We start from the raw sequence: 21,547 nt of genomic DNA on the forward strand, positions 1-21,547 counted from the left end.
CTGTTAACCTTGCGCCATGGCCACCCGTCTCGACTTCCCCGTTGCCAGCGAGGACAATGCGTCCGGCGATCTTGCCGGCCTGTCGGCCAAGCAGTGCGAGGTCCTCGATCTCCTGCTCGAGCACAAGAGCAACAAGGAGATCGCCCGGCTTCTTGGCATTTCGCCATCTGCCGTCGATCAGCGGCTTGCCGCAGCACGCCTGCGCCTTGGCACAACGCGCCGCGGCGATACGGCTCTGGCTTATGCGCGGCTCAAGGGAACCTGTGTGAATTCCACAGGTGGCTTTGCACAGGTCGCCAGCGGCGGGCAAATCGCGGATGAGGATGGCGAGGACGAGGTGGGCGGTCTGCTCTTGTTCGAGGACATCGGCCTTTTTCCCGGCCCAGCAGCAGGGAATCCGTTGCCATGGCCCGAGCAACAGCCCCCCCACCCCGGACTCCGGGACCTTGCGGTTCCGGCGAGCCCGCTGGTGCGCCTCGGCCTGATCATCGTCTTTGCCCTGCTTATCGTGGTGGTGGCCCTGATCGGGATGAGCGTGACCCAAAGCGTCGTGGTGCTCCTCGGATAAGCAATCGCCCCGCCAGTCAATGATTTCGCCGCTGTCTGCGGCAGGGAATAGCCATGACCATGACCAAGACCGTCGCCGCCACGCGGCTTGCCCGCGAAATCCCGGCCGCCGAACTGGCGATCGACCAGGCCCTCCAGGCAACATCGGCAGTACTCCAGACCATGCTCGCCGCACGCACCGCCGGAGATGTTCCAGCCCACACCGGCCAGGTCGCGATCACCAAGCTCATCCAGAGCCAGCAGGCCCTGGTCAGCGCCAGCAGCGACTTCCTGCGTGTCCATCGCGAACTGGCTGCGCTCGGCCGGGAACTCATGGCAGCCGACTATGGCGAGTGCCCGCCGATCAAGGGCGCGCTGGAAATCGGCAGCGACGAAGCTCTTGCTGCCTGATCGCTCTTGACCTGCAGGACAAGGCAGGCACCTAGGCAAGGTGCGCTACGCCCTGCAGATTCTCCTTCTGGCCCTCGTCTCGGTCTACGCCTGGCGCCGTGCCGGCGTGACCGAGAAAGGGGTACAGCTCTCATGGCCTTCCTGCTGTTCGCCTCGCCTGTCTACGCGGCGATCAGCACCAAGGCCGGGCAGTTCGACCGGATTGACCTTGGCTATCTCGTGATCGACGGGGTTGTCCTCATGGCCATGATCGGCTTTGCCCTCGTTTCCGAAAAGTGGTGGCCGCTATGGCTTGCAGGCGCTCAGCTCATCGCATTCCTCTCGCACTTCGTACGGCTGATCGATGCGAGCTACGCGCCCTTCGCCTACGCCTTGATGATGCGTGCACCCTCATGGGTGCAGCTGGCGATCCTGGCGCTTGGCACCTGGCTTGCCGCGCGACCTGCACCAGCACGCCAGTCAGCTCAGAGCCAGTCGGCAGGCTCGGCTTCGCCCGGCCGCTAGGACGCCTTCCTGCCCGCGCCCGCCATGGCCTGGGCGAGCTGTTCGCACCGCGTCAGCCGGGTCTTCTGACCTCATCAAACCGTGCGGCAGCCGGTTCCTGGCACCTTGCGCACAACACCCGAACCCCTGGCGATCCTGGCGTTTCTCCCAGGCTCAGAGCCTATCTCGTGCAGCGCCTCGCCAATGCGCCGCTCGAGCAGATGCTCACGCTCTTCTTCGCGAAGGACGGGGCGCTGGTCGGCAGCGACCTGGCCCAATCGGCGAGCCGCGCCCACATCCTGATCCGCCCGCTCAGTCTTTTGCACAAGGCACGGCGCCTCAATGCCCACACCCTGGTTCTTGCTCACAATCATCCTGGCGGCCACGCCTGCCCCAGCCAAGCCGATATCTGCTCCACGGCGATCTTCCACCGCCTGATGGACCAGAACGGACTGCAGCTTGCCGAACACTTCATCATCGGATCGGAAGGGATCTTCAGCATGCGCCGTGCAAGGTTACTACCATGACCGAACTGTCCTCGACCATCGGTCTTGCCGCTCTTGCCAGCGAGGCATCGTCGCCGCGCGAGTCCTCTGCCAGCGCGATCGCGGTGGCTGAACTTGCCTTGCGCCGCAAGCTCGCCGCCCTGTTTTCACAAGGCCGGCTCCCATGCGACCCGGCTCTCGATATCCTCCTCGAAGTCTATCTCGGACTGCGCCAGGCCAGACTACGCACTCCGGGCGACGTGGCCGCCAATACCGGCCTTCCCACATCGTCAATGACGCGCTGGATAAAGATCCTCGAAGAAGGCGGCCTGGTCCAACGTCACAAGGATACGCGCGATAATCGCCGGATCTGCCTGACCCTTACCGGTGAGGGCCATGCCCTTGCCGAGCGGGCAATCGAGACGATCGCCACCGCGCGCCAGACACCTGCTCAAACCCAGATTCAGGCAGCCCCCCTGCTGCAGGCCACACCCTTGCCGCAAACCTTTTTCTTTGCCCAGTAATAGCCTGGCAGGGCTTGAGCATGCAGGCGCATTGCCTGCCGCATCTACCAGAGCCGATCTGCTCGATCCCTCCTGGCGCAACTACGCGAGCGGCCCCATGCCAAGCGCCTTGCCGGATTGGTTGTGCATCGCATGCAAGAACCGGTCCTGCGTCAGCTGAAGCAGCGCCGCATGCCCTCTGCGGCTCTCTCACTGAGCGCGACCCATTGCCGACGCTTGTCGGCGGGATCCTGCGTACGCTCAACCAGGCCCAGGCTTACAAGATAGGTAAGCCAGCGCAGCGCTGTCGACTGAGCAATTCCTGCATCCAGCCCGATAGCCGAAGACGACAGGCGCTTGCGCCCCAGGCGAGCGACATAGAGTTCAAGCAGCAAGTCCCAAGCAGGATCCGAGAACAGATCCCGGCCAACCCCGAGCAGCTTGTGGCGGTTGCTGCGACGCACCTGCTCTGCCTTGACGCTTGCCAGAAGACCAGCGTCGCTCGCACCACCTCCCGAAGGTTGACAGTCAAGCCCGAATTGATCGGGGTCGCCATCGGACCAGCGCAACAACATCTGTGCAATGTCTGCTACCTTGCGGCGGTCCAGCTGCTGCATTCCTTCGCCCCCTTCTGCCCCGGCGTAGAATTACTAAGCCATTAACCACAGGACTTTTCCATAAGAGGTTCTACGCAGTCAACCTTTCCCGGCAATCCGCAATCGGGCAACATCGTAGTCGCAGGCCACTATAGCTGTCCCTTGCGAACCTGGTCTGGGAATCCGCAAGCTGCATCGATGCCTTCCGTGGGACACGGCCCCATCGATGCGCAATGGCGGCATTGTTCAAGACCCTGAAGCAAAAGGCCCTGAGTCAATAGGCCCTGAGTCAAACGGCCCTGGGTCGGAAATCCCCGAGTCAATTCGCCCCGGCACCACACTCAAATACTTGCATTGATCGCGGCCACAGATCTTAACCAGCAAGCATCTGTCCGCGCATGGCCGGGAATGTCGCAGCCCGCACTTTGGAATTGCTGCTAATCCAGCCGGACGAATCCCGGTGTCTTGCAGGACAAGCCGATGCCAACTGTCGTGATGGTGACATGACTTTTAGCGCAGGTTTCCGTGCCGCAGCGCCATCGCCGAGAACGCACATCGCGGCCTGCCGCTGCAAGACCCGGCGCAGACGACTTTACGCCAAATTCACCATACTATTCCAATTTGGGTCTAATACCGCTAGTAGTTCCAAAATGGTAGTGTTTAAACTACCCCCGGGTCGAGCGAGGGTCTTACGTAATGTTGTCTGAAGCGTTCGCAAAGCTGCAGGAAGCTCTTGATATCATTGACGCGCACGGTGCCCACTTGCCCGGGATACACATTGCATCGGCTATGGAAGTCCTGGCCGAGCTGCTGGAAAGCGATTCTCAGGTGACTGCCGATGGGCAGTCCGAATAACTCTGTGCAGCAAGGGATGCCTCCGGCTCGTCTCGCATCTTCGGACGCTCTGCCTACCTAGCCGGGCTGCCCCGCTCCCTAGAACGACATGTCACGAGCGGCTTGCCAGGACCAGCACTGTCCAGCAACAGGCACTCGCAGAATGCTCGGCAATCAGGTCGACGCTTGCCCAGGACGGCTTTGCAGCTCGCCGGGATCGGGTCGAAGAGCCTGGCCGCGAGACAGGCATCGCAGGCTGCTCATCGCGCCTTGCGCGCCTCACCATAGACGGTGCGACACACGATAGCAGGATCCCAGGACATCGGTTGCGGCGAAGGCGATGTGTCCTTTGGCGCGGCCGGGTCAGAGCCAGATTCCGGGCGCACGCCACTTGTCCGGGCTGATCGCCCAATGCCCGGCCGACCGGGACATAAAATCCAAGCCGTTGTCCTGGACATCTTTCCAGTACCCGAAGACCACCGTGCACGCAGTCACCACTTGCATACGACAAGGACCAGCATGTTGTCCGCCTCGCAGGCCGGGCATCCACAAAAATCTGCAATTCGGGTGACCCCGGCAATCTTTCAGCCAGACAACTATGTATTCTCGCGTAACCTCATGGTAAAGTTTGGTCTACCAGAAATGGTTAACACGCTCGGCTAGAAGTTATGAGTCAAGGGGCTTTCATGAACCATACCGTGCGTAATGCACTGCTGACTGCAGCCGCAGCAGCATCGGCGCCGACCGCGCTTGCTGCCCAGGATCGCGATGGCTGGTATATCAACGAGGCCCAGGATCTGGCGCTGATCGAAGGCAATCCAAGCCAGTCGGGGCCCTGCTCGGTGTCCAGTGCGATCGCAACGATCCGCGCGCACGTCGCCTGGTCTTCGGCGCAGTCCGCAAGCGCGATCGTGACGGCCTCTTGCGCGAAATCAGTGCCTTGCGCCCGGCAGTGCTCAGGATCGCCGTGGAATCACAGTCTGCCTATGCGGAATTCCTGGTCGAGCTCGAGGACAAGGCACAGCTCGACATCGGTGGTACTGCCGATGTCGTTGCTGCCTACCTCACCAAGGAGCAATTTGCGCTCATCCGCTCGGCCCGGTCAGTAACCGTTCGCGTCGGCGAAAACCAGGCCTACTGGTTTACCGGCAATGGCTCGGCTTCCGCGACCGGCAGCCTGCCCTGCGCTGCAACGCCGCAGATCCTTGCCAGCCGCATCATCCCCTCACGGCCCGACGATGCGCCCGTCCGCCCGATACAGACCAGCTGGAGCTTCACCCCGCGCCTGCTGGCCGCCGATCCCACCAAGGGCGGTACATCGCTGGCACCTCGACCGTCGGCTTCCCCGAGAGCCCGCTCGCCAGCTTCAATTTCGAGATCACCTGTCATGGCAACCGTCTCCATGCCGCCTTCACCAACGGCTCGGTGGCAAACAGCGTCGCCATGAACCGCGCCTTCGATCCGGCAAAGTTCCAGACGCTGGTCAACACCAGCGACAACTTTGCCGAAATCTATCGCGCAGGTCGCCAGATCGCGCGTTTCCCGGTCGAGGCCGGCAGTTCCGGCAAGGGGCACGTCCTGACTTCGCAGGAGCTCAGCGCACTGCTGTCCTTCGACCGGATCGTCGTCAGCAGCGCAAAGCAGGCACGCACGATCGAATTCACCGCAGAGGGCGGGCCACAGGCCATCTCGTCGATTGCCCAGGCTTGCGGTGCCTCGCAGCGTTAGCTTGACCGAACCTGGCCTCGGTCTCACTACGCGAGACCGGGCCGGGCGCTATCCTGGCGTGCCGGAGTGGCCCCTGACCTATTCGTTGGCGGCCTCGGGCAGAAAGTACCTGGCAACGCGCAGGATCCCCTCGTCGCCAATCGTGACCCTGGCATCAGCAAGCCTGGGCTCCCTCACCTGCCCGGCACCATTCCTGCGCCCCTCACCCGACCTGCCCGACTGGCCCGACTGGCCCGACTGGCCATCGCTGCCGGCACAGACCAGGACCAGCCTTTCGCTCTCGAGGGCTCTTATGTAGCGCATGACAATATCCGGCGAGAGCCTGAGATCTCTGGCGAGCCCCAAGACGGTAACCTGACGCCGCTGCAAGGTATCGATCAGAATGCGCAGCAAGATGCGCCAGGCGTCATTGGCAAGCGGAAGCGAGGCACTGAGCGCCGCCAACCGCTCGAGCGCTGCAAGCTCCCGCTTTGCGCGACCAAGCAGCAACTTGCCATGGGGGTAGGTGGGTAGCGGTCGCGACGACCGTCCCGTTCTGCCATGACTGTTGAACTGCGTTACGCTGCCCCCGTTCGAACTCAAGGCCTGCCTCCCAGCGTTCACATCGCACACCCGGCCCGAAAGTTAACGATCTGTAAGTCCGCGTCAATCGCCCTGTTTGCGCAATGCAAAACTTGCCGTTGAATCGGCAGGAGATTTGGCCTTCCTGCAAGATACCGCAGGTCATGCCGGCATGATGCCGTTTCTGGCACGAAGTGCTGCATCCCTGCCAGGAGCGTCACTGCCCGGCCTGTCAGCCGCCATTATCGAAAAGCTCCTTGAGGCGGCGTTCGGCCAGCCATAGCCTTGTCCATTCGACGGCTTCAGCAAGACCTGGCGGGCTTTGCTTGGCTGTTGCAGGATCGGCCGCCGCCGCGATACCTCCCTTCGGCAAGGCCGCGTTATGCGGATCGAAGCGGTCAACCACTCGCTCGATGTCCTGCAAGGATCCCGTGCCTGCTGCATAGCTCTCGAATGCGGCCTCGAGCTCCTGCTCGAAAGTCTCCAGCCCCCCGTCCTGAAAGACCGGTGGAGCCGCATCGACGGCACATGCGCCGTGATCGCAATCGGCCACCGGATCAACCGATGCCGCTGCGCTGTGCGCCGGGTCCGTGAGGTCTGCTGCGTGATCATGGCCTGGCGGACATGTCTCCTGCGCACCTGCGCCCGGGTGCAGGGTGTCCAGGCCGCCTGGCTCGGCAACTATGACCAGCGGACGACGCCGGACGCCCATGCTCTTGTCCGCATGTTCACTATCGCGCGCCGCCCACTTGCGGCCCAGCAGGAACAGGGCGATCAGGCTCATCGCAGTGAGCAGTGCCAGCGTCGAAAACATCTCTTTGTCGATGCCAGCCACAAACAAGCCCCCGGTGCCCAGTCCAGCAATTGCCGCAAAGCCTACAAGGTCAAGTCGGCCAGCGCAATTGCCGAACCTGATGGTGCGCCGGGTGCAACTCGAAAGGTGCGTAGTACAAGCTGTGTCAACTGAGCAGAAATGCCCAATACTGCTCGCCTTCACCAGCAAAACGTGGTTGAGAGCACCTGTCGCCACCGCGCCGTTGCTTGACTGGCACCGGCAAGAGGATGGCCCAGCTTTTCGTGCCCACCATTTTTGACTATTTGTCAGATAGTTGGGAGACCCTTTTCCTTGTACCCTTCTTGCGAGGTCTGCCCCGCTTGGTGGCAGTGGCCTCTGGCCAGGCTGATGGGCCAATGCAGATGTGCGGGCGCGCAGCCAATCCAAGCTCAGGACCAGTTGCGACAAGGGATCACTGTCCGTAACGGCGTAACGCAGGACAGGCCTTGCCTGACGTACAGACTATTGGCGACGCTACGTGTCCTCGCCACCATGCATCCTGTTCAGCAGGTCAATCGCCAGCGACACTCGCAAGCCGGCCTCGGTCAGGTTCTGCGAATCAAGGATCTCGAGAGACTCCTCGAGCAGGGCCAAAGCGCGGGCCAAGCTGTCTGCCTCGCTGTTACCTTGATCCATAACTTCTCCAGCATGGCCTGAAATCCCGGCAGCATGCTGAATAGCGAGGTAACCTTGCACCCAACCGAACGGCTTCATCGGGGTCTTTACGTAACCTCGAGCAGCGCAACCCGCCCAGCTTTGCGCGATCGCAGTTTCCCACATGTAAACAGAAGCTTATCGGATGGACCTGCCCGGGAAGATCCTGGCTGAAACCCCGCATCAGGTCCGCTAACCGTCTTTCCTGCGCTTTGCCGCGCCAAACAGCTGTCTGGGACAAAAATCAGTGAACGGTCGTTAACGATCTTTGTCCCTTGCCTAAGCCTTGCGATTGCGGTTCTTGCGTCCCCAGGGACGGAGAATTCGGTGCAATCAGGTCTGCAAACGGACATATTCAGAGACAGCCCGGAACGGGCCCGAACCTGGCCCGGTCACGAGGTGCACTTTTCACTGGTCGGCAGCTTGCACCGCCAGAAAAACGGTCTGGCTTTCAGGTCAGGCAGTGGCCTTTACTACGACCTCATTGCCCCTCCCGCCATCCGCACCAGTCTTGTTCTGCCTGACGACAAGGCAACATCGCGCGTACGGCTCGAAGCTCATCTTGCAGGCAGCTTCAGCCTCGTCGTCCACAGCATCGAAGCCCATGGCGACCCGGACCTGCCCCAAGATCAGATCGTGCTCGAACGTCTGCTGGTAATTGCCGCAGTGCGGGCACAGTACGAACGGGCAGCGGCTCAGGCAGCAAGCGCGCCATAGGCCGATGCCTCGATTTTTACGCGTACGGCATCGGCGACATTTCGGGCTCCGAGTTTGCCCAGCAGCTTGCTCCGGTGAATTTCGACCGTGCGAGGGCTGATCTCCAGGAAGCGGGCAATCGCCTTGGAACTCTCGCCTGACACCAGACCCTCAAGCACCTGGCGTTCGCGTTCGGTCAGGCGGGCAAGGCTGTGGCAGGCGCGAACCGCACGCTCGAGCAGGTCACGGCGATGCTCAGCCTCGGCCACGACCCTTGGCATGGCTGCCGCGAGATCCTCGCACGTCCGTGGCGTCGAGATGAACGAGAGCGCCCCGCCCTTGATGGCCTGAACCACATGGTCCACCTGAGGCTTGTCGTTATAACCGACAAACGGGCACCACTGTCCTTGCCGCGCAAGCTGACTGACCAGCTCGGGGATCGCACTGCGCGGGCCATCATCCCGGATCAGCACCACACCATTGCGCGGGACTGCATCGAGAAGCTCGCCAAGGTCTTCGTAGATCTCGCAATGAAAACCCGCATCGAACCCGAGCCGGGCAAGGACAGCCCGGTCGCGATCGGCCGGTTCGAGGATGTGGAGCGTCGTCTTTTGTGCCATGAGCCCTACTTTGACGAGCAAAAGTCCTGATAACAGGCCAATTGAACCTAGCCTGACGCGCATTATGCCTCCCGCCGCCGCTATCGCCCTGATTCCAATCGGTAAAATATCCTCATAGTGGTGTCATTTCATCGATCGCACCCGCATTCTACAGGGCAGGCGGGAGGATGCCGGACGGCGACGGCAAATCGGTCCGGAAAATTTTTGCCGCCAGCACTTGCGGGCAGGGAAACGTTCGCACGCCCTCCCCGATTGCATCATGATCGGGATTTTATCGTTTGTTTTCAGATATCTTCAGCTTGTCCGCAAAGCCTGCTCCCAGCCTGGCCAAGGCGCATCTTGCTGATTTGTTTACCACGCCTCGAAACCACGGCCATTAACTACGGCAAGGCGTTGCCGTCCTTCCCGGCAACGACAGTAACGCTTCCATGGTTTCATCGAAGGAACATCGAGATGGCTGTAATCAATACGAATATTGCCGCAGTTCGCGCGACTTTTGCTTCGAATTCTGCCAACAAGATGCTTGGTATCTCTATGCAGAGGCTGTCTACCGGCAAGCGCATCAACGGTGCAAACGACGATGCTGCAGGCCTGGGCATTGTCACCACGATGACCGCCTCGATCCGCGGCATGAACATGGCAGTCCGCAATACGAACGATGGTATCAGCCTCGCCCAGACCGCAGATGGCGTCCTGTCGGAAGTGGTCAATATGGTGCAGAGAGTTCGTGAACTTGCCGTGCAGAGCGCTTCGGAAACCTATGTCGCCTCAGACCGGCAAGCCATGCAGGAGGAGGTCAGTGCGCTCACCGAGCAGATCGCGGACACTCTGGCCAATTCCACATTCAACGGGAAGACACTCTTCAGCACCACGGCCGGCACCGATGTGACCTTCGATCTCCAGATCGGCAGCACGACCACCGACGTGATGACGATCACGAGCAAGGCAATCGATGGTACGAACCTCGACGCAACCGCCCTGGACGTGACCACCGTAGCGCTTGCGCGGACGACCCTCGACAATGCCGATGCCGCACTTGATGACATCAATGCCGCCCGCAGCACGCTCGGTGCAGCACAAAACCGCCTCGAATCCGTGGCAAACAATCTGACCACCAATGTTACGTCACTGTCTGATGCACGCTCGCGAATCGAGGATACCGACTACTCGACAGAAACCGCAGCAATGGCCAAGGCGCAGATCCTCTCGCAGGCATCGACGGCAATGATCGCCCAGGCCAACCAGTCGGCCCAGAACGTCATGTCGCTCTTGCGCTGATCCGCGGACCTTTCATGGTCTGGGCACGCGGCCGCGGTGCGCTCCTCGACGAGACGCCGTGGCCACGTGCTTCGCGTAACGTAACGAACCCTGCTCGCTCAACGCGCCGACGCCGCACTGTGACGAGCGCGATGTTCGGATTCCGATCGGGAATCCCCACATAACGTTACGGCGTCGTCGCCCGTTGCTGACCTGGAGGCATCGCCGAGGCCGAGGGCTTGCCTGAGGGACTGTTCGCGAAGGCCCCGGCCGGCAGGGAGATGCGTAACGGAGCCGAACCGACAGCTCCTGCCGCATTCGTCGCCACCTTGCCCGCCACCAGCTCGGCCCAGGCCTTCTGCGTCATCCGTTCGACGGGCACCCACGCTGCAACACTGCCGTCCGGGAATTCGTGCTGGACCCGTCGCCAGGTCAGCCCCAACTCGGTGTCGACCAGGTAAAGTTCGCCGCTCGCCTCGAGTGGAACCGCAACGTAACGCGCTGACGACCCGGTAACCGGAGCAGGCTCGGGGTACAGGCCGAAGCAGCCAGAGCCGCACCGACGCTTGCCAAAAGCCATTGGCGTTTCATCTATTGCCCATTCCCCCTGCAACCAACCCGCAGATTGCCACCCGACCTTCATACCATCCGATCATGCCCTGTCGCAACCACGCCGAGCCATCGGAATGAGGACGACGAACGCGGCACAAAGCGCCAGAACTGCGATCCCAAGGCATTGCAGGCCCAAGGCATGGCAGGCCCAAACCATCGCAGGGGATGGCGCCGGTTTGCCGCAACGCCAACCACGCATCAACCTCGTGTGGCCTGCCCGGTCATGATCTGCTTTTGGGGTGGTATGCCAGGGTGCCGGGACAAACAGGCAAAGGTCCCAGCCCGGGCCCAGGGAGACCGATCTCCCGGCCGTTACGTCACGAGGCTGGATCGGATCCAGCCTTCACGAACAAGCGACTTTCAACGCAAGTGTCCGGCGTCACGACAAAGCACCGCCGTGGGTTGAAGGCGGCGCGCAACAGGAACCAGCCAACGCCGCAACAGATGACGACCGGACGTGCCGGGCGCATGGTACTGGCAGAACGCAAGACATCAACGCAAACCCGCTTTGTGGCAGCGCGATGTGGCTCGCTCGCAGTCACTTCACCGACGCTGCATGCAGATGGGCAAAGCTTTCCAATCCAGGCTGGATCGGTAGCAGAGGCTGCGTTGCGCTCCCTTGCGCCGCGTTACGTTGCGTGACGTTATGGTACGGCACACGCGCGCGCAAAGCCTGCCCGACAGGCCCGGCCCGGGCATCGTCCTGGCAAAGCTTGCGCACCGCCCCGGGCGGCCCCCTGCAACTTTGGGAAGGGTTGCGTCCCGACAGGGTCGCGCTGGAGACGACGTTACGTAACGCCTTCGCGCGGCGATCGACCGTGATGGACAGCCTGTCGCGCGGGCATTGCATGAGGTTGGCAGGGCAGCCCCCATTCCGGCCTCGAGGGTCTTGGCCATGCGCAAGGTCTTTCAACCATGCAGAACCCCGCCACTGTTTCGCGACACCTGCGATCGGCCTCGTTCGAATCGCGTTCCGGGCATTGGCGGTGCGTCCGGCAAGCACTGTTTGCCAACACAGCCTTCGCCAAGGCGACCCCTGATGCTTGGATGAGCTTCGCTACTTACATTTCACAATATACTTTTGTATGTATTGCCAGTCACTGAATTATCTGTGAATATTGTTAAAGTAATGTCACAAAATGACGAGGGACTGCAAGAGCATGATTTTGCACGATATTGCTGTGGCCTACCGGAATTTCATGCACTTACGACACGCCATCATGCCGATGGGCGCCCCAAGCGATCCGTCTTTGAGCATTCTGGTTGAATTGTTCATCGCCGTGGACAATCGCAGGTGCTTGAGCGTAGGTGATGTCGCCTTGCTGACCGGAATTGCTTCCACCACGTCCCTGCGCTGGATCCGGCAGCTGGAACACCAAGGCCTGGTCAACAGGCAATCAGATCCGGCCGACCAGCGCCGGATTTTTCTGAAACTGACCCCAGATGGTCATGCGCTTGCCGAACAGGTCCTGCGCAGCCTTGCTGAGCAATTCACCCCGTTACGTAACGCCTTTGCTGCGGGTAGCGGCCTGCGCCGGTCCGCAAGGTAGCAGGGGCTACCGTTCAGGGACGCTCCCGGCCAGGTCGCATCGGCCTTGTCGAAGCGCGCAATGCCCTCGTGACGGCCCTGCCGGTCGCTGCGTCACGTAACGCGGTCCTTTGTCTCGTGATACGCAATGCCCCTCCTGCTGCGGGCATGCCCGCGCCAGCCCCGGTGATGCTGACCTGCAGCGGCAAGCCTTTGGCCCAGCTCGTTGCGCGCCCCTCTTTACCGCAAGTCTCGTTACGTAACATGCATAAAATCGTTACGTAACGATCAGAAGCGCAGGCATTGCCCAGGCGCGCAAATCCATCGCCCGCCTTGCTCTCTCAAGCCTCGCGGCCAAGCCTGCGCCTTGTGGCAACACAAAGCGTTGCGCAGCAGACCGTCACGCAGTGGTGCTGCGCTGCTCAGGCCGAAGCGAGTGCACTTCGCAATCGCAAAAGCAGGAGGCCATGGGCCGAGGAAACATCGGATGGGGCCGAACGAAGGGATGTACCCGGCCAAGATCTTTGCTGCAGGAAAGCTCCAGCTCCAAGGAGGTCGTCGCCCCCGCCACGCAAGGACCTGCACCATAAGCATCTATCCCGAATTGCCCCGCCAGATCGGCTTTGCTAGCTTGCCTTCCGGGAAGGCAGTCGGGAAAGATGCAGATGCGCAAACAAGCCAATGGCAGATCATTGTCCGCCACCCTGCGCGGGCCGGTTTCGGCGTGCATCCATCGGATTGCCGGCACAAGCGAAGTCCTGCAACTTCATGAAGAAGCGCTGCAATGGGCCGAAGCCAGCGTGAAAAGCGCACAGCCTGCCAACGATGCCCTCGATCACGGGCTCCCCGGTTCCTGGTGAGCCGGATCTGAAGGCCACCTCGGATTATCGACAGGCCCAAGCGGACTTCTCCTGCAAGGAGCCACTCGCAGTGCCTCGGATTCGCGTGGGAACGCCCTGCCCATGAGCAAGCCAGATGTCGCAGACATCGACCCGGGGCACCTCGAGCATACCTGCAAACAAAGCCGAACGACTGCCCCTGCGCCCTGAAGGTTCTGGTGCGGGCCGGCACGTAGCCCGTACCAGTGGCACTGACGCAAGGTTTGAGGGCCTGTGCCCGTGTCGTCCCTGTGCCAGTGTCGTCCCTGTGCCAGTGTCGTCCCTGTGCCCGTGTCCTCACTGTTCTCGTGTCGTCCCTGTGCTCGTGGCGTCAAGGCCTGCTGCCCTGGCATGCCCGCCCCTTGCGGGCCCATGCATCTGGAGCAGCAATGCAAAACTGATGCGCTTGGCAAGATCTCTCCGCCCAAGCCCATGGCGACGTGCGTTGCGCAACGGTGCCGTTGAAGGCGGCAGAGCCTGCCCTGGAACACGTGACACGCCCCCTGGCGATACCCATCCAGCAACGCCGGCCACCGTCCTTCTCCCATAGTCTGGCAAAGCAAAGGATTTGTCGGGAAATCGCAGGAAGGCCTTGCCCTGCCAGACCTGCTTTCCAGCAAGGTGCAGCCATATCCCGAGCCCCGTGTAATCGATGGCGCTTTTGCAATAGCTTCATCCAACCTCTACCTTTTGAACGTCCTGTGCGATAGATATTCAGGCAGCGAGAGCTGGAGATGGCTCTTGTAAACTTTAGTCATAGATCCACGAGCCCCGAATTGCCTTCTCCTGTGAATTTGCGCGCAATTGCCACTGCCTATCGCGACTCCTTGCATTCCAGGCAGGCAATTCTGCCAATGGGTCCACCTGTCAGTGCGCCCTGGAGCATTCTGCTCGAATTGTACCTCAACGCCGAGCGATACATCCCACTAAGCCTTGGTGACATGGCCTTGCTCACCGGGATCGCCCCCACCACCTCGCTGGACTGGCTTCACAAGTTGTCAAGGATGGGCCTTGTTGCCAAGGTGCCCGACCCTGGCGACGGGCGACGTTTCCATGTCTCGCTTACGCCGCAAGGGACCGAGGTTACCGAACAGCTCCTGTCTGACCTTGCACGGGTCTTTGTCCATTCGCGAAATGCGCAATGATCATCGCTCCCCGCAACTGGTTCGGGCAGCCCATGCATCGCCATGCGCCGCCCACGGCGATCGCCGTGCCCGGCCGGCGCAGCTCCCGCCCACTTTCGCCCCCCTGCCCGTTCGTACAGTTCGGTGCATCCTGCAACGCACAGGCCTGCGGGTGCATTCATCCTGGCCATGGCGAGATCGTGATGCCGAGCGCCCGGATTCCGGGCCCTTCTGGCAAGATGCCAGCGATATCCGCGTCGCAAAGGGTACGGCAGCGGTTGCCGACAGGCTGTGGTTCATGCGCCACGATCGCCGCCTGGCAGCGTTGGCCAATCATTCCAACGATCAGGCGCAAAGCCCGCTTGCCCCCCCCTGGCGACACCTGCACTGCCGTCATCTTCCGCAACCCGGTGCGCGGCAGCAACAGCCGATCCATGGACTATCGTGGTCTTGCACCCACCTTGCGAACCCGCCGTGGGAAGCACTGAACAATGGAAGATGACGAAGACGTCCTTGATCTGGTGCTAGCCTACCGTGAGCACTTGCGCCTGCGCGAACGTGTGCTTTGCCGCCAGGCTTCCTGCCATCCTGCCTGGTCCTTGCTGATCGAGCTCCTGATCGCGCAGCTCCGCAAGGAAACGCTGAGCGTGGGCACGCTGACCCGGGCCGCAGGAATCAGGAATACGACAGCGCTTCGGTGGATAGACTGGCTGCAAGGCCGCCGGTTGATCGAACGACGTCCTGATCCGCAAAACCGCTTGCGCGCTTTCATCACGCTTTCCGCACAAGGGCGCAAGGTGGTCAAGGCCATGCTCGTTGACATGGTTGCCAATTTCGACGTGCTTTAGCGGACGGTCGATCCAGTCGGACGTCACGCATTACGCATTGGCCATAACAATCCCCCTGCCTCCTGCCCCCTCGTCCCCTGCCCCCTGCCCCCTGCCCCCCCTGCCCCTTGGCCCCTTGGCCCCTGGCTCGCACTCTTTCTTTGGCGCGACACCCATTGCGGGCCAGCGCCCCTGGCCAGCGTCGAGATGCAAGGCATGGCGAGCATGCAGCAGCCAGCCACTCTGGTACAAAAATGGTCGATGAGCTCTGGCGTTGGCGCGCCAGCGTGCCCCTGCTGGAGTACAAACCGCAGTGTCCAGGCAAATCGAGGTTCCCCGAGCCTGGCGCACCGCGCGCTCCCGCCGGGTCTTTCAGGGCAGCTCTCATCGCGGGCATTACCAGGTTGCGGCAGGACCGGTCCGGCTGAAACGGTCCTTTCGGGGGCATTGCGGGGGTGGATTCTACCTTGAAGTGCGAAATTCGAGGATTTCTGAGGCTTCAGCCCCACTCGGAGGAACGCATATGGGAGCCCAATATCGCCAGCTTGGACGGGATGATCGCGAGACGATTTCGCGGCTGACAGACGCTCGCATACCCGTGCGCAGGATCGCGGCGGAACTCGGTCGGCATCCGTCCACAATCTACCGCGAGTTACGCCGTAACTTCATGCACGACGAAGAGCCGTTCTTCCGCGGTTACTTTCCGAATGTGGCCCAGAAGTACGCTGCAGACCGTCGTGCACCTGGTCGCAAACTGGTGCGCGATCCTGAACTGGCAGCCAAGGTGATCGATGGTCTACGAAAGAGTTGGTCGCCGGAACAGATTGCCGGACGCTTGCGCCACTCGGGCAGCCGGCGGGTCTGCCACGAGACGATCTACCGCTATGTCTATGGCGAAGAAGGCAAGCGCCAAGCGCTCTATCAGCTTTTACCTTGGTCGCGTAGGCGGCGTCGACCGCGCGGCGGCCGCAAGCCACGCGGTCTTCAGATCCCCCACACCAGCTGCATTGGCCAGAGGCCGTCAAGCATCTCGCAAAGAACGGATTTTGGCCACTGGGAGGGCGACCTGGTCATCTTCCGCAAGCAGTTCGGCAAGTCGAATCTGACGTCCATGGTGGAGCGCAAGAGCCGCTTCGTCATGCTCTGGCGCAACCCCAGCAGGACTTCGGCGGGCGTCATGGCTGGCATTGAAGCGAAGCTGGCTCCCCTTCCCTCCAGCCTGCGGCAGAGCATTACCTTTGACCGTGGGACAGAGTTCGCGGCCTACGGCACATTGCGATCCAGGATGGGCATGGACAGCTACTTCTGCGAGCCGAGATCGCCCTGGCAAAAGGGTGGCGTAGAGAACCTCAACGGACGCTTGAGGCGGTTCTTGCCGCTCGATGTCGATATCGCGGCCCTCCCCGTTGACGCAATCGAAGCGGTGTCTGCCAGGCTCAACGACACCCCGCGCAAGTGCCTCGAATACAGGACGCCGCGAGAGGTACTCGCCGAAACCATGGCAGTTCATGGCGCCAAAGATGACGGATCATCCGGGGTGGGCTCGCCCCACCCGGATGAAATGGTAACGCTCGACGGATGACGCACTTCAAATGGAACTCACCGCGCAAATTGGAGATATCCGATCCTCATGGGCGCTCGCGGGCTGCTGTGGCATGGTTATCCTCTGCACTTGGGGATGGCGCTTATGACGGGGTGGCGATGAGCCATGGCATGCCCGCTCATCCACCTCGGCCATCTGAACGCCTGTGGTAAAAAGTATGCGCTCAGCAAGGTGCATCCTGCACTCGGTGAGGTAGCGGAAGGGCGTGGTGTCGCTGGTGCGACCAAAAGCCTCGGCAAAGCGTGTCCGTGACATTAAAAGGATGGGCAAAGCCGGGGCAATCCAAGCGGCCTGGTCTCCCTCAGCATCAGGTCCCGTCAGTGATCAGCGTGCCACCATCCACGACAAGGTTCTGACCGGTGACGAACGCGCCTGCCGGTGATGCCAGAAATGCCACCGTGCCAGCCACTTCCGCCGGAGTGCCGGGCCGCCGCAGTGGCGTCATCGCCATGCGGCGAGCCATGAATGCGGCGTCGTCCAGCAGCGGCTGCGAAAGTTCAGTGGCGATGAAGCCCGGCGATATTGCGTTGACCCGGACATTGTGCGGGCCCCACTCCACCGCGAGATTGCGGGCAAGTTGCGCAACGCCAGCCTTGGCCAGGGCATAGGCATTGATCCTGCCGTTGCCGCGCAGGCTCGAAAGGCTGGCAACCAGAATGGCCGTGCCGCCACCACGCTCAGCGATGCGCGGCAGGGCAAGGTTGCAAAGCACAACCTGGCTGCGCAGGTTGATCGCCATGACCCGTGCGTAATCCTTCATGTCGATTTCGGCGAAAGGCCCCGCCTTGCCGGTGATGCCGGCGTTGCAGACGAGGATGTCCAACCCGCCAAATTCCCGCACCGCGCAATCTACCAGAGCTGCCTGCGCGGCGTCGTCCGTCACGTCGCAGGCAAGGCCCGGCATTCCCAGTTCCGCCGAGACCGTGGCCGTGTCATCACCGTTCTCGCTGGAAATGACGACGCGCGCGCCTTGCGCGATCAGCACCTCGGCAATTGCCCTGCCTATGCCGCGCGTCGCCCCGGTGACGATGGCCGACTTTCCAGCGAGGTCGAACAGTCCGCTCATTTGTGCTCGGGCCTGTCCTCGGGCAGGGATTGCCCGTTATGCAGGTAGGCAGGCGCCTCTATCAGTATGAAGGCGATCCGGCAGGGCTTGTCGCTCGTATTGCGCCATAGGTGGTTGGTGCCGCGCTGGATGATGAAGCCGCCCTGCCCTACCGTCCGCTTGGCACCATCGTCCAGTTCGAGTTCGACTTCACCTTCGAGCACGATGCCGTAGTCGATCGAGTTGGTCCGGTGCATCGGGCTTTCCTTGCCCGGCAGCATGTCTACCACGCGAATGACCGAGCCACCTTCCAGGGTCAGTCCTGCTTCGCGATGGCGACCGTCGGTCTCGTCGTTGTTGTCGGCCGGGACCGTTGCCGTGGTCCAGATCAGCAGGAACGAGGCATCGCCCGACGGGATCATCTTTGTCGGTGTCACATCCTCGGACTTGAACACGGCGCGGCCGTTTTCATCATGGCCGGTGACAACGCGCTGAACGGGAGGAAGGCCGGAATCGGAAAGCTGCATCGGGATATGATCCGGTAAGATCAGATGAAGCGCAAGGGCTCGGTTAGGAGAAAGCCGGCCTCGCCCGCAGTGCCCAAGGCAAGGAGAGCTGTTGCCAGCGTGGGTATGTCTGCGTCGTGTTCAAGGCCGATCTCGTCGATCCGCCCAAAGCTCCATTGGCCTTCGATGACCTGCGTGAGGTTGGTGATCACGCCCTGTACCCCGGGCACGACGCTGATCGCCGACAACGCGGCGGCACACTGGTCCAGATCGTCACAACTGCCCGTGCGAAACACGAACAGCTTGCGCGGTGCATCGTCTGCACCCGACGCAATCACGCGTTCCTGCGCGAACATCGCCAGTGATCCCTCGATTTCACGGAAGTTGTCTTCGTCCGGACCGATGCGTTCGCGATAGGCATTGCTGGCTTTCGAGGCGATCATGTCTGCCAGCGTATCGAACCGGATGACCGTGACCGCATCGCGATCCTCCAGTGCCGGTTGCACGGGGCAAGCGATGGCGTAATGGTGGATATAGCCACGAAAGCCGCTGGAAACCGCTGGTTCCGCCATCACCATCGGTCCGTGAACGGTCGCAAGATGACGCCGCAGGCCGGCACGGCCCAAGCCGGAAAGCGTGCGCGGCAGGATCATCAGCTTGATCGGACCTGACGCCGGTCCAGCTTCAGCCACGTCCGACTTCGTGGTCGATCGCGCCGAAGGGAGCGCCTCCGTGCCCATAAGTCTTGTCTCCCGATAGCCGTTTCAGCCAGCAGATAGACGGCCTCACCATGCCCGACAAAGGCATTCGGTCGATAGCTTGGCATCGATACAATGCGTTGGTCGCCCGCGATCCGCTGCGGCAATGGCAAGAAAATTGCCAATAAATCTGCGGGGAGAACCATGGCCATCTGGCTCAAGCGCGGCGCTGCTGCTGACGTCAAAGTGCAAAGCGATCGCAAGATCCGGGACATTGTCGAGGCGGCCCTTGCCGATATCGAACAGCGCGGGGACGACGCCGTGCGCGAGATGTCCATCAAGTTCGATGGCTGGGACCGTGAAGACTATCGCCTGTCGCAGCCCGAAATCGATGCGGCGGTCGACAGCCTGACCGCGCAGGAGCGCAAGGACATCGAGTTTGCGCAGGCACAGGTCCGCAACTTCGCACAGATCCAGCGTGCCAGCATGCAGGACGTCGAGGTTGAGACGCTGCCTGGTGTCATCCTCGGCCACAAGAACGTGCCGATACAGGCAGCGGGGTGCTATGTGCCTGGCGGCAAGTATCCGCTGCTGGCCTCTGCGCACATGAGCGTGATCACGGCCAAGGTTGCGGGCGTGCCGCGCGTTGTCACTTGCGCTCCGCCGTTCCAAGGCAAGCCTGCGCGGGCCATCGTTGCAGCGCAGGCCATGGCCGGGGCCGATGCGATCTACGCGCTGGGCGGCATCCAGGCGATCGGCGCGATAGCCATTGGCACGCAGAGCATCGATCCGGTCGACATCATGGTTGGCCCCGGCAACGCGTTCGTGGCAGAGGCCAAGCGCCAGTTGTTCGGCCGGGTGGGGATCGGCCTTTTCGCTGGCCCTACCGAAACCCTGATCATTGCCGACGAAGTGGGCTGCGATCCGGAACTGGCCGCCACGGACATCCTGGGACAGGTCGAGCACGGTCCGGACAGCCCCGGCGTGCTGCTGACAAATTCTGAGAAACTGGCGCGCGAGACGATGGCCGAGATAGAGCGGTTGCTGAAGGTGCTGCCGACCGCCGATCATGCCCGCAAGGCGTGGGACACCTATGGCGAAGTGATCGTGGCAGAGAGCTACGAGGAAATGGTGCGCATCGCTGACGAAATTGCCAGCGAGCACGTGCAGGTGATGACCGCCGATCCCGATTATTTTCTGAAGAACATGACCAATTACGGAGCCTTGTTCCTTGGGAGCCGGACCAATGTGGCCTATGGCGACAAGGCGATCGGCACCAATCACACACTGCCTACCAAGAAAGCGGCGCGCTATACCGGCGGACTGTGGGTCGGCAAGTTCCTCAAGACCTGCACCTACCAGAAGGTCCTGACCGACGAGGCATCGACGCTGGTTGGCGAATACTGCAGCCGTCTCTGCGCATTGGAAGGCTTTGCCGGTCACGGCGAGCAGGCCAACGTCCGATTGCGCCGGTTCGGTGGCCGCAATGTGCCCTATGCCGGGCAGGCAGAACCCAGCGAATTGACGCGGGCGTGATGAACCTGCCGCGCACGCCGTCCTTCCGGCTCGATGGCAAGCGCGCCATCGTGACCGGTGCCGGGCGTGGCATCGGCCTTGCCGCTGCAGCCGCGCTGGCAGACGCTGGTGCTGCAGTCGTGCTTGTCGCACGCTCCTCTGCCGAGATCGAGCAGGCGGCAGCAGCCATTGGCAACGGCGCGCTAGCGGCAACGCTCGACGTGTCCGACACGGCTGCGGTGTCCGCCTTCTTTGCCGGACGCGAGCCGTTCCATGTCCTGGTCAACAACGCCGGGACCAATCGCCCCAAGCCGATGTGGGACCTGACCGAAGCCGATTACGATGCCGTCCTGGATCTGAACTTGAAGGCCGCATTCTTTGTGGCGCAGGCCTGCGCACGACGGATGATCGAGACCGGCACCCAAGGCTCGCTGATCCACATGGGTAGCCAGATGGGCCACGTCGGCGGCCCCAACCGTAGCCTCTATTGCGCCAGCAAGTGGGCACTGGAGGGCATGAACAAGGCTTTCGCGCTTGATCTTGCCCCGCACGGAATACGCTCGAACACCATCGCGCCAAATCGTACTGGAACCGCACGTCGGCGCGACGAAACTCATCCACCGTGCCAAGGTCATTGACCATGACATAGGCCGCGATCAGGTCGCCCGCCTCGTCCGGACGAACGTAGCGGCCCGTGCTGCCGACGATGGCTCCGAACTCCAGCTCCCAGTCCGGGTGCTCGCCGATCAAGGGCAGTGGCACATCGTCATTCGGTCCGCACAGCGAAGAGTGCAGACCGGTCCAGAAAAACGGCATCCCTTCACGCGCGCGGCGGTCCATCTCCGCCAGGTTGCGCTGGAAGAACTGCTCGTCGCTTTCGCCAGGCAGACGCTTGTCCTGGTTGAACTTGTTGAACGTCATCATCTCCGCCACGTGCTGGCGGTAGTTGGACCCGGCGCAGAGCATGTTGGGGTGTTCGAGCACGGCATGGATATGCACCGC

At 61.8% G+C, this 21,547-nt stretch carries 24 protein-coding genes and 2 pseudogenes; 16 read left to right on the forward strand and 10 right to left on the reverse strand.

Features of this window, described 5'->3' with window-relative positions; all coding sequences use genetic code 11:
- Positions 1 to 16: 16 nt before the first annotated feature.
- From C7W88_RS17655 to C7W88_RS17670, 5 genes are all read left to right on the forward strand, one after another.
- Positions 17 to 568, forward strand: coding sequence for a helix-turn-helix transcriptional regulator (locus C7W88_RS17655; protein ID WP_118074910.1), 552 nt, complete (start codon positions 17 to 19; stop codon positions 566 to 568).
- A gap of 53 nt (positions 569 to 621) precedes the next feature.
- Entirely contained in the window at positions 622 to 957 is a 336-nt protein-coding gene (locus tag C7W88_RS17660; RefSeq protein WP_118074911.1) for a hypothetical protein, read from the forward strand.
- Positions 958 to 1,089: 132 nt separating this feature from the next.
- Positions 1,090 to 1,461, forward strand: a complete 372-nt coding sequence (locus C7W88_RS22940; RefSeq protein ID WP_162896208.1) for a hypothetical protein — start codon at positions 1,090 to 1,092, stop codon at positions 1,459 to 1,461.
- Between the two features lie 167 nt (positions 1,462 to 1,628).
- Positions 1,629 to 1,967 (forward strand): JAB domain-containing protein, encoded by a 339-nt coding sequence (locus tag C7W88_RS22945; RefSeq protein ID WP_162896209.1) that lies wholly within the window; start codon positions 1,629 to 1,631, stop codon positions 1,965 to 1,967.
- Positions 1,964 to 2,449, forward strand: coding sequence for a MarR family transcriptional regulator (locus C7W88_RS17670; protein WP_118074913.1), 486 nt, complete (start codon positions 1,964 to 1,966; stop codon positions 2,447 to 2,449). Before C7W88_RS22945 ends, C7W88_RS17670 begins: the two co-directional genes overlap by 4 nt.
- 152 nt (positions 2,450 to 2,601) lie before the next feature.
- Here C7W88_RS17670 and C7W88_RS17675 read toward each other — a convergent pair whose 3' ends face one another.
- Complete coding sequence (locus tag C7W88_RS17675; RefSeq protein WP_118074914.1) at positions 2,602 to 3,045, reverse strand: MarR family transcriptional regulator; 444 nt, start codon at positions 3,043 to 3,045, stop codon at positions 2,602 to 2,604.
- 1,735 nt (positions 3,046 to 4,780) lie between these two features.
- Between C7W88_RS17675 and C7W88_RS17680 the strand changes: the two genes are divergently transcribed.
- Together C7W88_RS17680 and C7W88_RS17685 are read left to right on the forward strand one after the other, a co-directional pair.
- Positions 4,781 to 5,305, forward strand: a complete 525-nt coding sequence (locus C7W88_RS17680; RefSeq protein ID WP_118074915.1) for a hypothetical protein — start codon at positions 4,781 to 4,783, stop codon at positions 5,303 to 5,305.
- Entirely contained in the window at positions 5,302 to 5,586 is a 285-nt protein-coding gene (locus C7W88_RS17685; RefSeq protein WP_118074916.1) for a hypothetical protein, read from the forward strand. The genes C7W88_RS17680 and C7W88_RS17685 overlap by 4 nt, the downstream gene beginning before the upstream one ends.
- A 78-nt stretch (positions 5,587 to 5,664) precedes the next feature.
- On the opposite strand, the gene C7W88_RS17690 is transcribed toward C7W88_RS17685, so the two are convergent.
- The 3 genes from C7W88_RS17690 to C7W88_RS17700 form a co-directional block, all read right to left on the reverse strand.
- Positions 5,665 to 6,030, reverse strand: a complete 366-nt coding sequence (locus C7W88_RS17690) for a hypothetical protein (RefSeq protein ID WP_162896211.1) — start codon at positions 6,028 to 6,030, stop codon at positions 5,665 to 5,667.
- 349 nt (positions 6,031 to 6,379) lie between these two features.
- On the reverse strand, positions 6,380 to 6,982 hold the full coding sequence (locus tag C7W88_RS17695) for a hypothetical protein (protein ID WP_118074918.1): 603 nt from the start codon (positions 6,980 to 6,982) through the stop codon (positions 6,380 to 6,382).
- Between the two features lie 474 nt (positions 6,983 to 7,456).
- Positions 7,457 to 7,696 (reverse strand): hypothetical protein, encoded by a 240-nt coding sequence (locus tag C7W88_RS17700; protein WP_162896213.1) that lies wholly within the window; start codon positions 7,694 to 7,696, stop codon positions 7,457 to 7,459.
- A gap of 363 nt (positions 7,697 to 8,059) precedes the next feature.
- On the opposite strand from C7W88_RS17700, the gene C7W88_RS17705 reads away from it, so the two are divergent.
- Positions 8,060 to 8,353: a hypothetical protein gene (locus C7W88_RS17705; protein WP_118074920.1), complete on the forward strand. Its 294-nt coding sequence runs from the start codon at positions 8,060 to 8,062 to the stop codon at positions 8,351 to 8,353.
- Here C7W88_RS17705 and C7W88_RS17710 read toward each other — a convergent pair.
- Positions 8,332 to 8,952 (reverse strand): response regulator transcription factor, encoded by a 621-nt coding sequence (locus C7W88_RS17710; RefSeq protein ID WP_162896214.1) that lies wholly within the window; start codon positions 8,950 to 8,952, stop codon positions 8,332 to 8,334. The genes C7W88_RS17705 and C7W88_RS17710 overlap by 22 nt on opposite strands.
- A gap of 453 nt (positions 8,953 to 9,405) precedes the next feature.
- Here C7W88_RS17710 and C7W88_RS17715 point away from each other — a divergent pair, with 453 nt between their 5' ends.
- Positions 9,406 to 10,230: a flagellin gene (locus C7W88_RS17715; protein ID WP_118074922.1), complete on the forward strand. Its 825-nt coding sequence runs from the start codon at positions 9,406 to 9,408 to the stop codon at positions 10,228 to 10,230.
- A 166-nt stretch (positions 10,231 to 10,396) separates the two neighbouring features.
- On the opposite strand, the gene C7W88_RS17720 is transcribed toward C7W88_RS17715, so the two are convergent.
- Positions 10,397 to 10,789 (reverse strand): hypothetical protein, encoded by a 393-nt coding sequence (locus tag C7W88_RS17720; protein WP_118074923.1) that lies wholly within the window; start codon positions 10,787 to 10,789, stop codon positions 10,397 to 10,399.
- A 1,192-nt stretch (positions 10,790 to 11,981) separates the two neighbouring features.
- Here C7W88_RS17720 and C7W88_RS17725 point away from each other — a divergent pair.
- The 5 genes from C7W88_RS17725 to C7W88_RS17750 all read left to right on the forward strand — a co-directional run bounded on the left by C7W88_RS17725 (position 11,982) and on the right by C7W88_RS17750 (position 16,760).
- A complete protein-coding gene (locus C7W88_RS17725; protein WP_162896215.1) occupies positions 11,982 to 12,371 on the forward strand; it encodes a winged helix DNA-binding protein in 390 nt (129 codons plus the stop codon).
- A 643-nt stretch (positions 12,372 to 13,014) separates the two neighbouring features.
- Positions 13,015 to 13,209, forward strand: coding sequence for a hypothetical protein (locus C7W88_RS17730; RefSeq protein WP_162896216.1), 195 nt, complete (start codon positions 13,015 to 13,017; stop codon positions 13,207 to 13,209).
- A gap of 872 nt (positions 13,210 to 14,081) precedes the next feature.
- Positions 14,082 to 14,372 (forward strand): winged helix DNA-binding protein, encoded by a 291-nt coding sequence (locus C7W88_RS17735; RefSeq protein WP_162896217.1) that lies wholly within the window; start codon positions 14,082 to 14,084, stop codon positions 14,370 to 14,372.
- Between the two features lie 470 nt (positions 14,373 to 14,842).
- Positions 14,843 to 15,199, forward strand: coding sequence for a hypothetical protein (locus tag C7W88_RS17745; protein ID WP_118074928.1), 357 nt, complete (start codon positions 14,843 to 14,845; stop codon positions 15,197 to 15,199).
- Positions 15,200 to 15,701: 502 nt separating this feature from the next.
- Positions 15,702 to 16,760, forward strand: a complete 1,059-nt coding sequence (locus tag C7W88_RS17750) for an IS30 family transposase (RefSeq protein ID WP_240345070.1) — start codon at positions 15,702 to 15,704, stop codon at positions 16,758 to 16,760.
- A gap of 328 nt (positions 16,761 to 17,088) precedes the next feature.
- Here the strand turns inward: C7W88_RS17750 and C7W88_RS17755 are convergent, their stop codons facing one another.
- The 3 genes from C7W88_RS17755 to C7W88_RS17765 are packed head-to-tail and all read right to left on the reverse strand — an operon-like array spanning position 17,089 to position 19,072.
- A complete protein-coding gene (locus tag C7W88_RS17755) occupies positions 17,089 to 17,847 on the reverse strand; it encodes an SDR family NAD(P)-dependent oxidoreductase (RefSeq protein WP_118074929.1) in 759 nt (252 codons plus the stop codon).
- The gene (locus C7W88_RS17760; RefSeq protein WP_118074930.1) at positions 17,844 to 18,353 is read right to left on the reverse strand and encodes a cupin domain-containing protein; all 510 of its coding nucleotides are present in this window, start codon (positions 18,351 to 18,353) and stop codon (positions 17,844 to 17,846) included. The genes C7W88_RS17755 and C7W88_RS17760 overlap by 4 nt, the downstream gene beginning before the upstream one ends.
- 20 nt (positions 18,354 to 18,373) lie before the next feature.
- A complete protein-coding gene (locus C7W88_RS17765) occupies positions 18,374 to 19,072 on the reverse strand; it encodes an EthD domain-containing protein (protein WP_118074931.1) in 699 nt (232 codons plus the stop codon).
- 162 nt (positions 19,073 to 19,234) lie between these two features.
- Between C7W88_RS17765 and hisD the strand changes: the two genes are divergently transcribed.
- Both hisD and C7W88_RS17775 read left to right on the forward strand, forming a co-directional pair.
- On the forward strand, positions 19,235 to 20,566 hold the full coding sequence (hisD, locus tag C7W88_RS17770; RefSeq protein ID WP_118074932.1) for a histidinol dehydrogenase: 1,332 nt from the start codon (positions 19,235 to 19,237) through the stop codon (positions 20,564 to 20,566).
- A pseudogene (locus tag C7W88_RS17775) lies at positions 20,566 to 21,123 on the forward strand (SDR family NAD(P)-dependent oxidoreductase); the annotation flags it as partial. The gene hisD and the pseudogene C7W88_RS17775, both read left to right, overlap by 1 nt.
- 91 nt (positions 21,124 to 21,214) lie before the next feature.
- On the opposite strand, the pseudogene C7W88_RS23955 reads toward C7W88_RS17775, so the two are convergent.
- Positions 21,215 to 21,511, reverse strand: a pseudogene (locus C7W88_RS23955) (fumarylacetoacetate hydrolase family protein); the annotation flags it as partial.
- Positions 21,512 to 21,547: the final 36 nt, after the last annotated feature.

It is taken from the genome of Novosphingobium sp. THN1, assembly GCF_003454795.1.
GTDB lineage: Bacteria > Pseudomonadota > Alphaproteobacteria > Sphingomonadales > Sphingomonadaceae > Novosphingobium.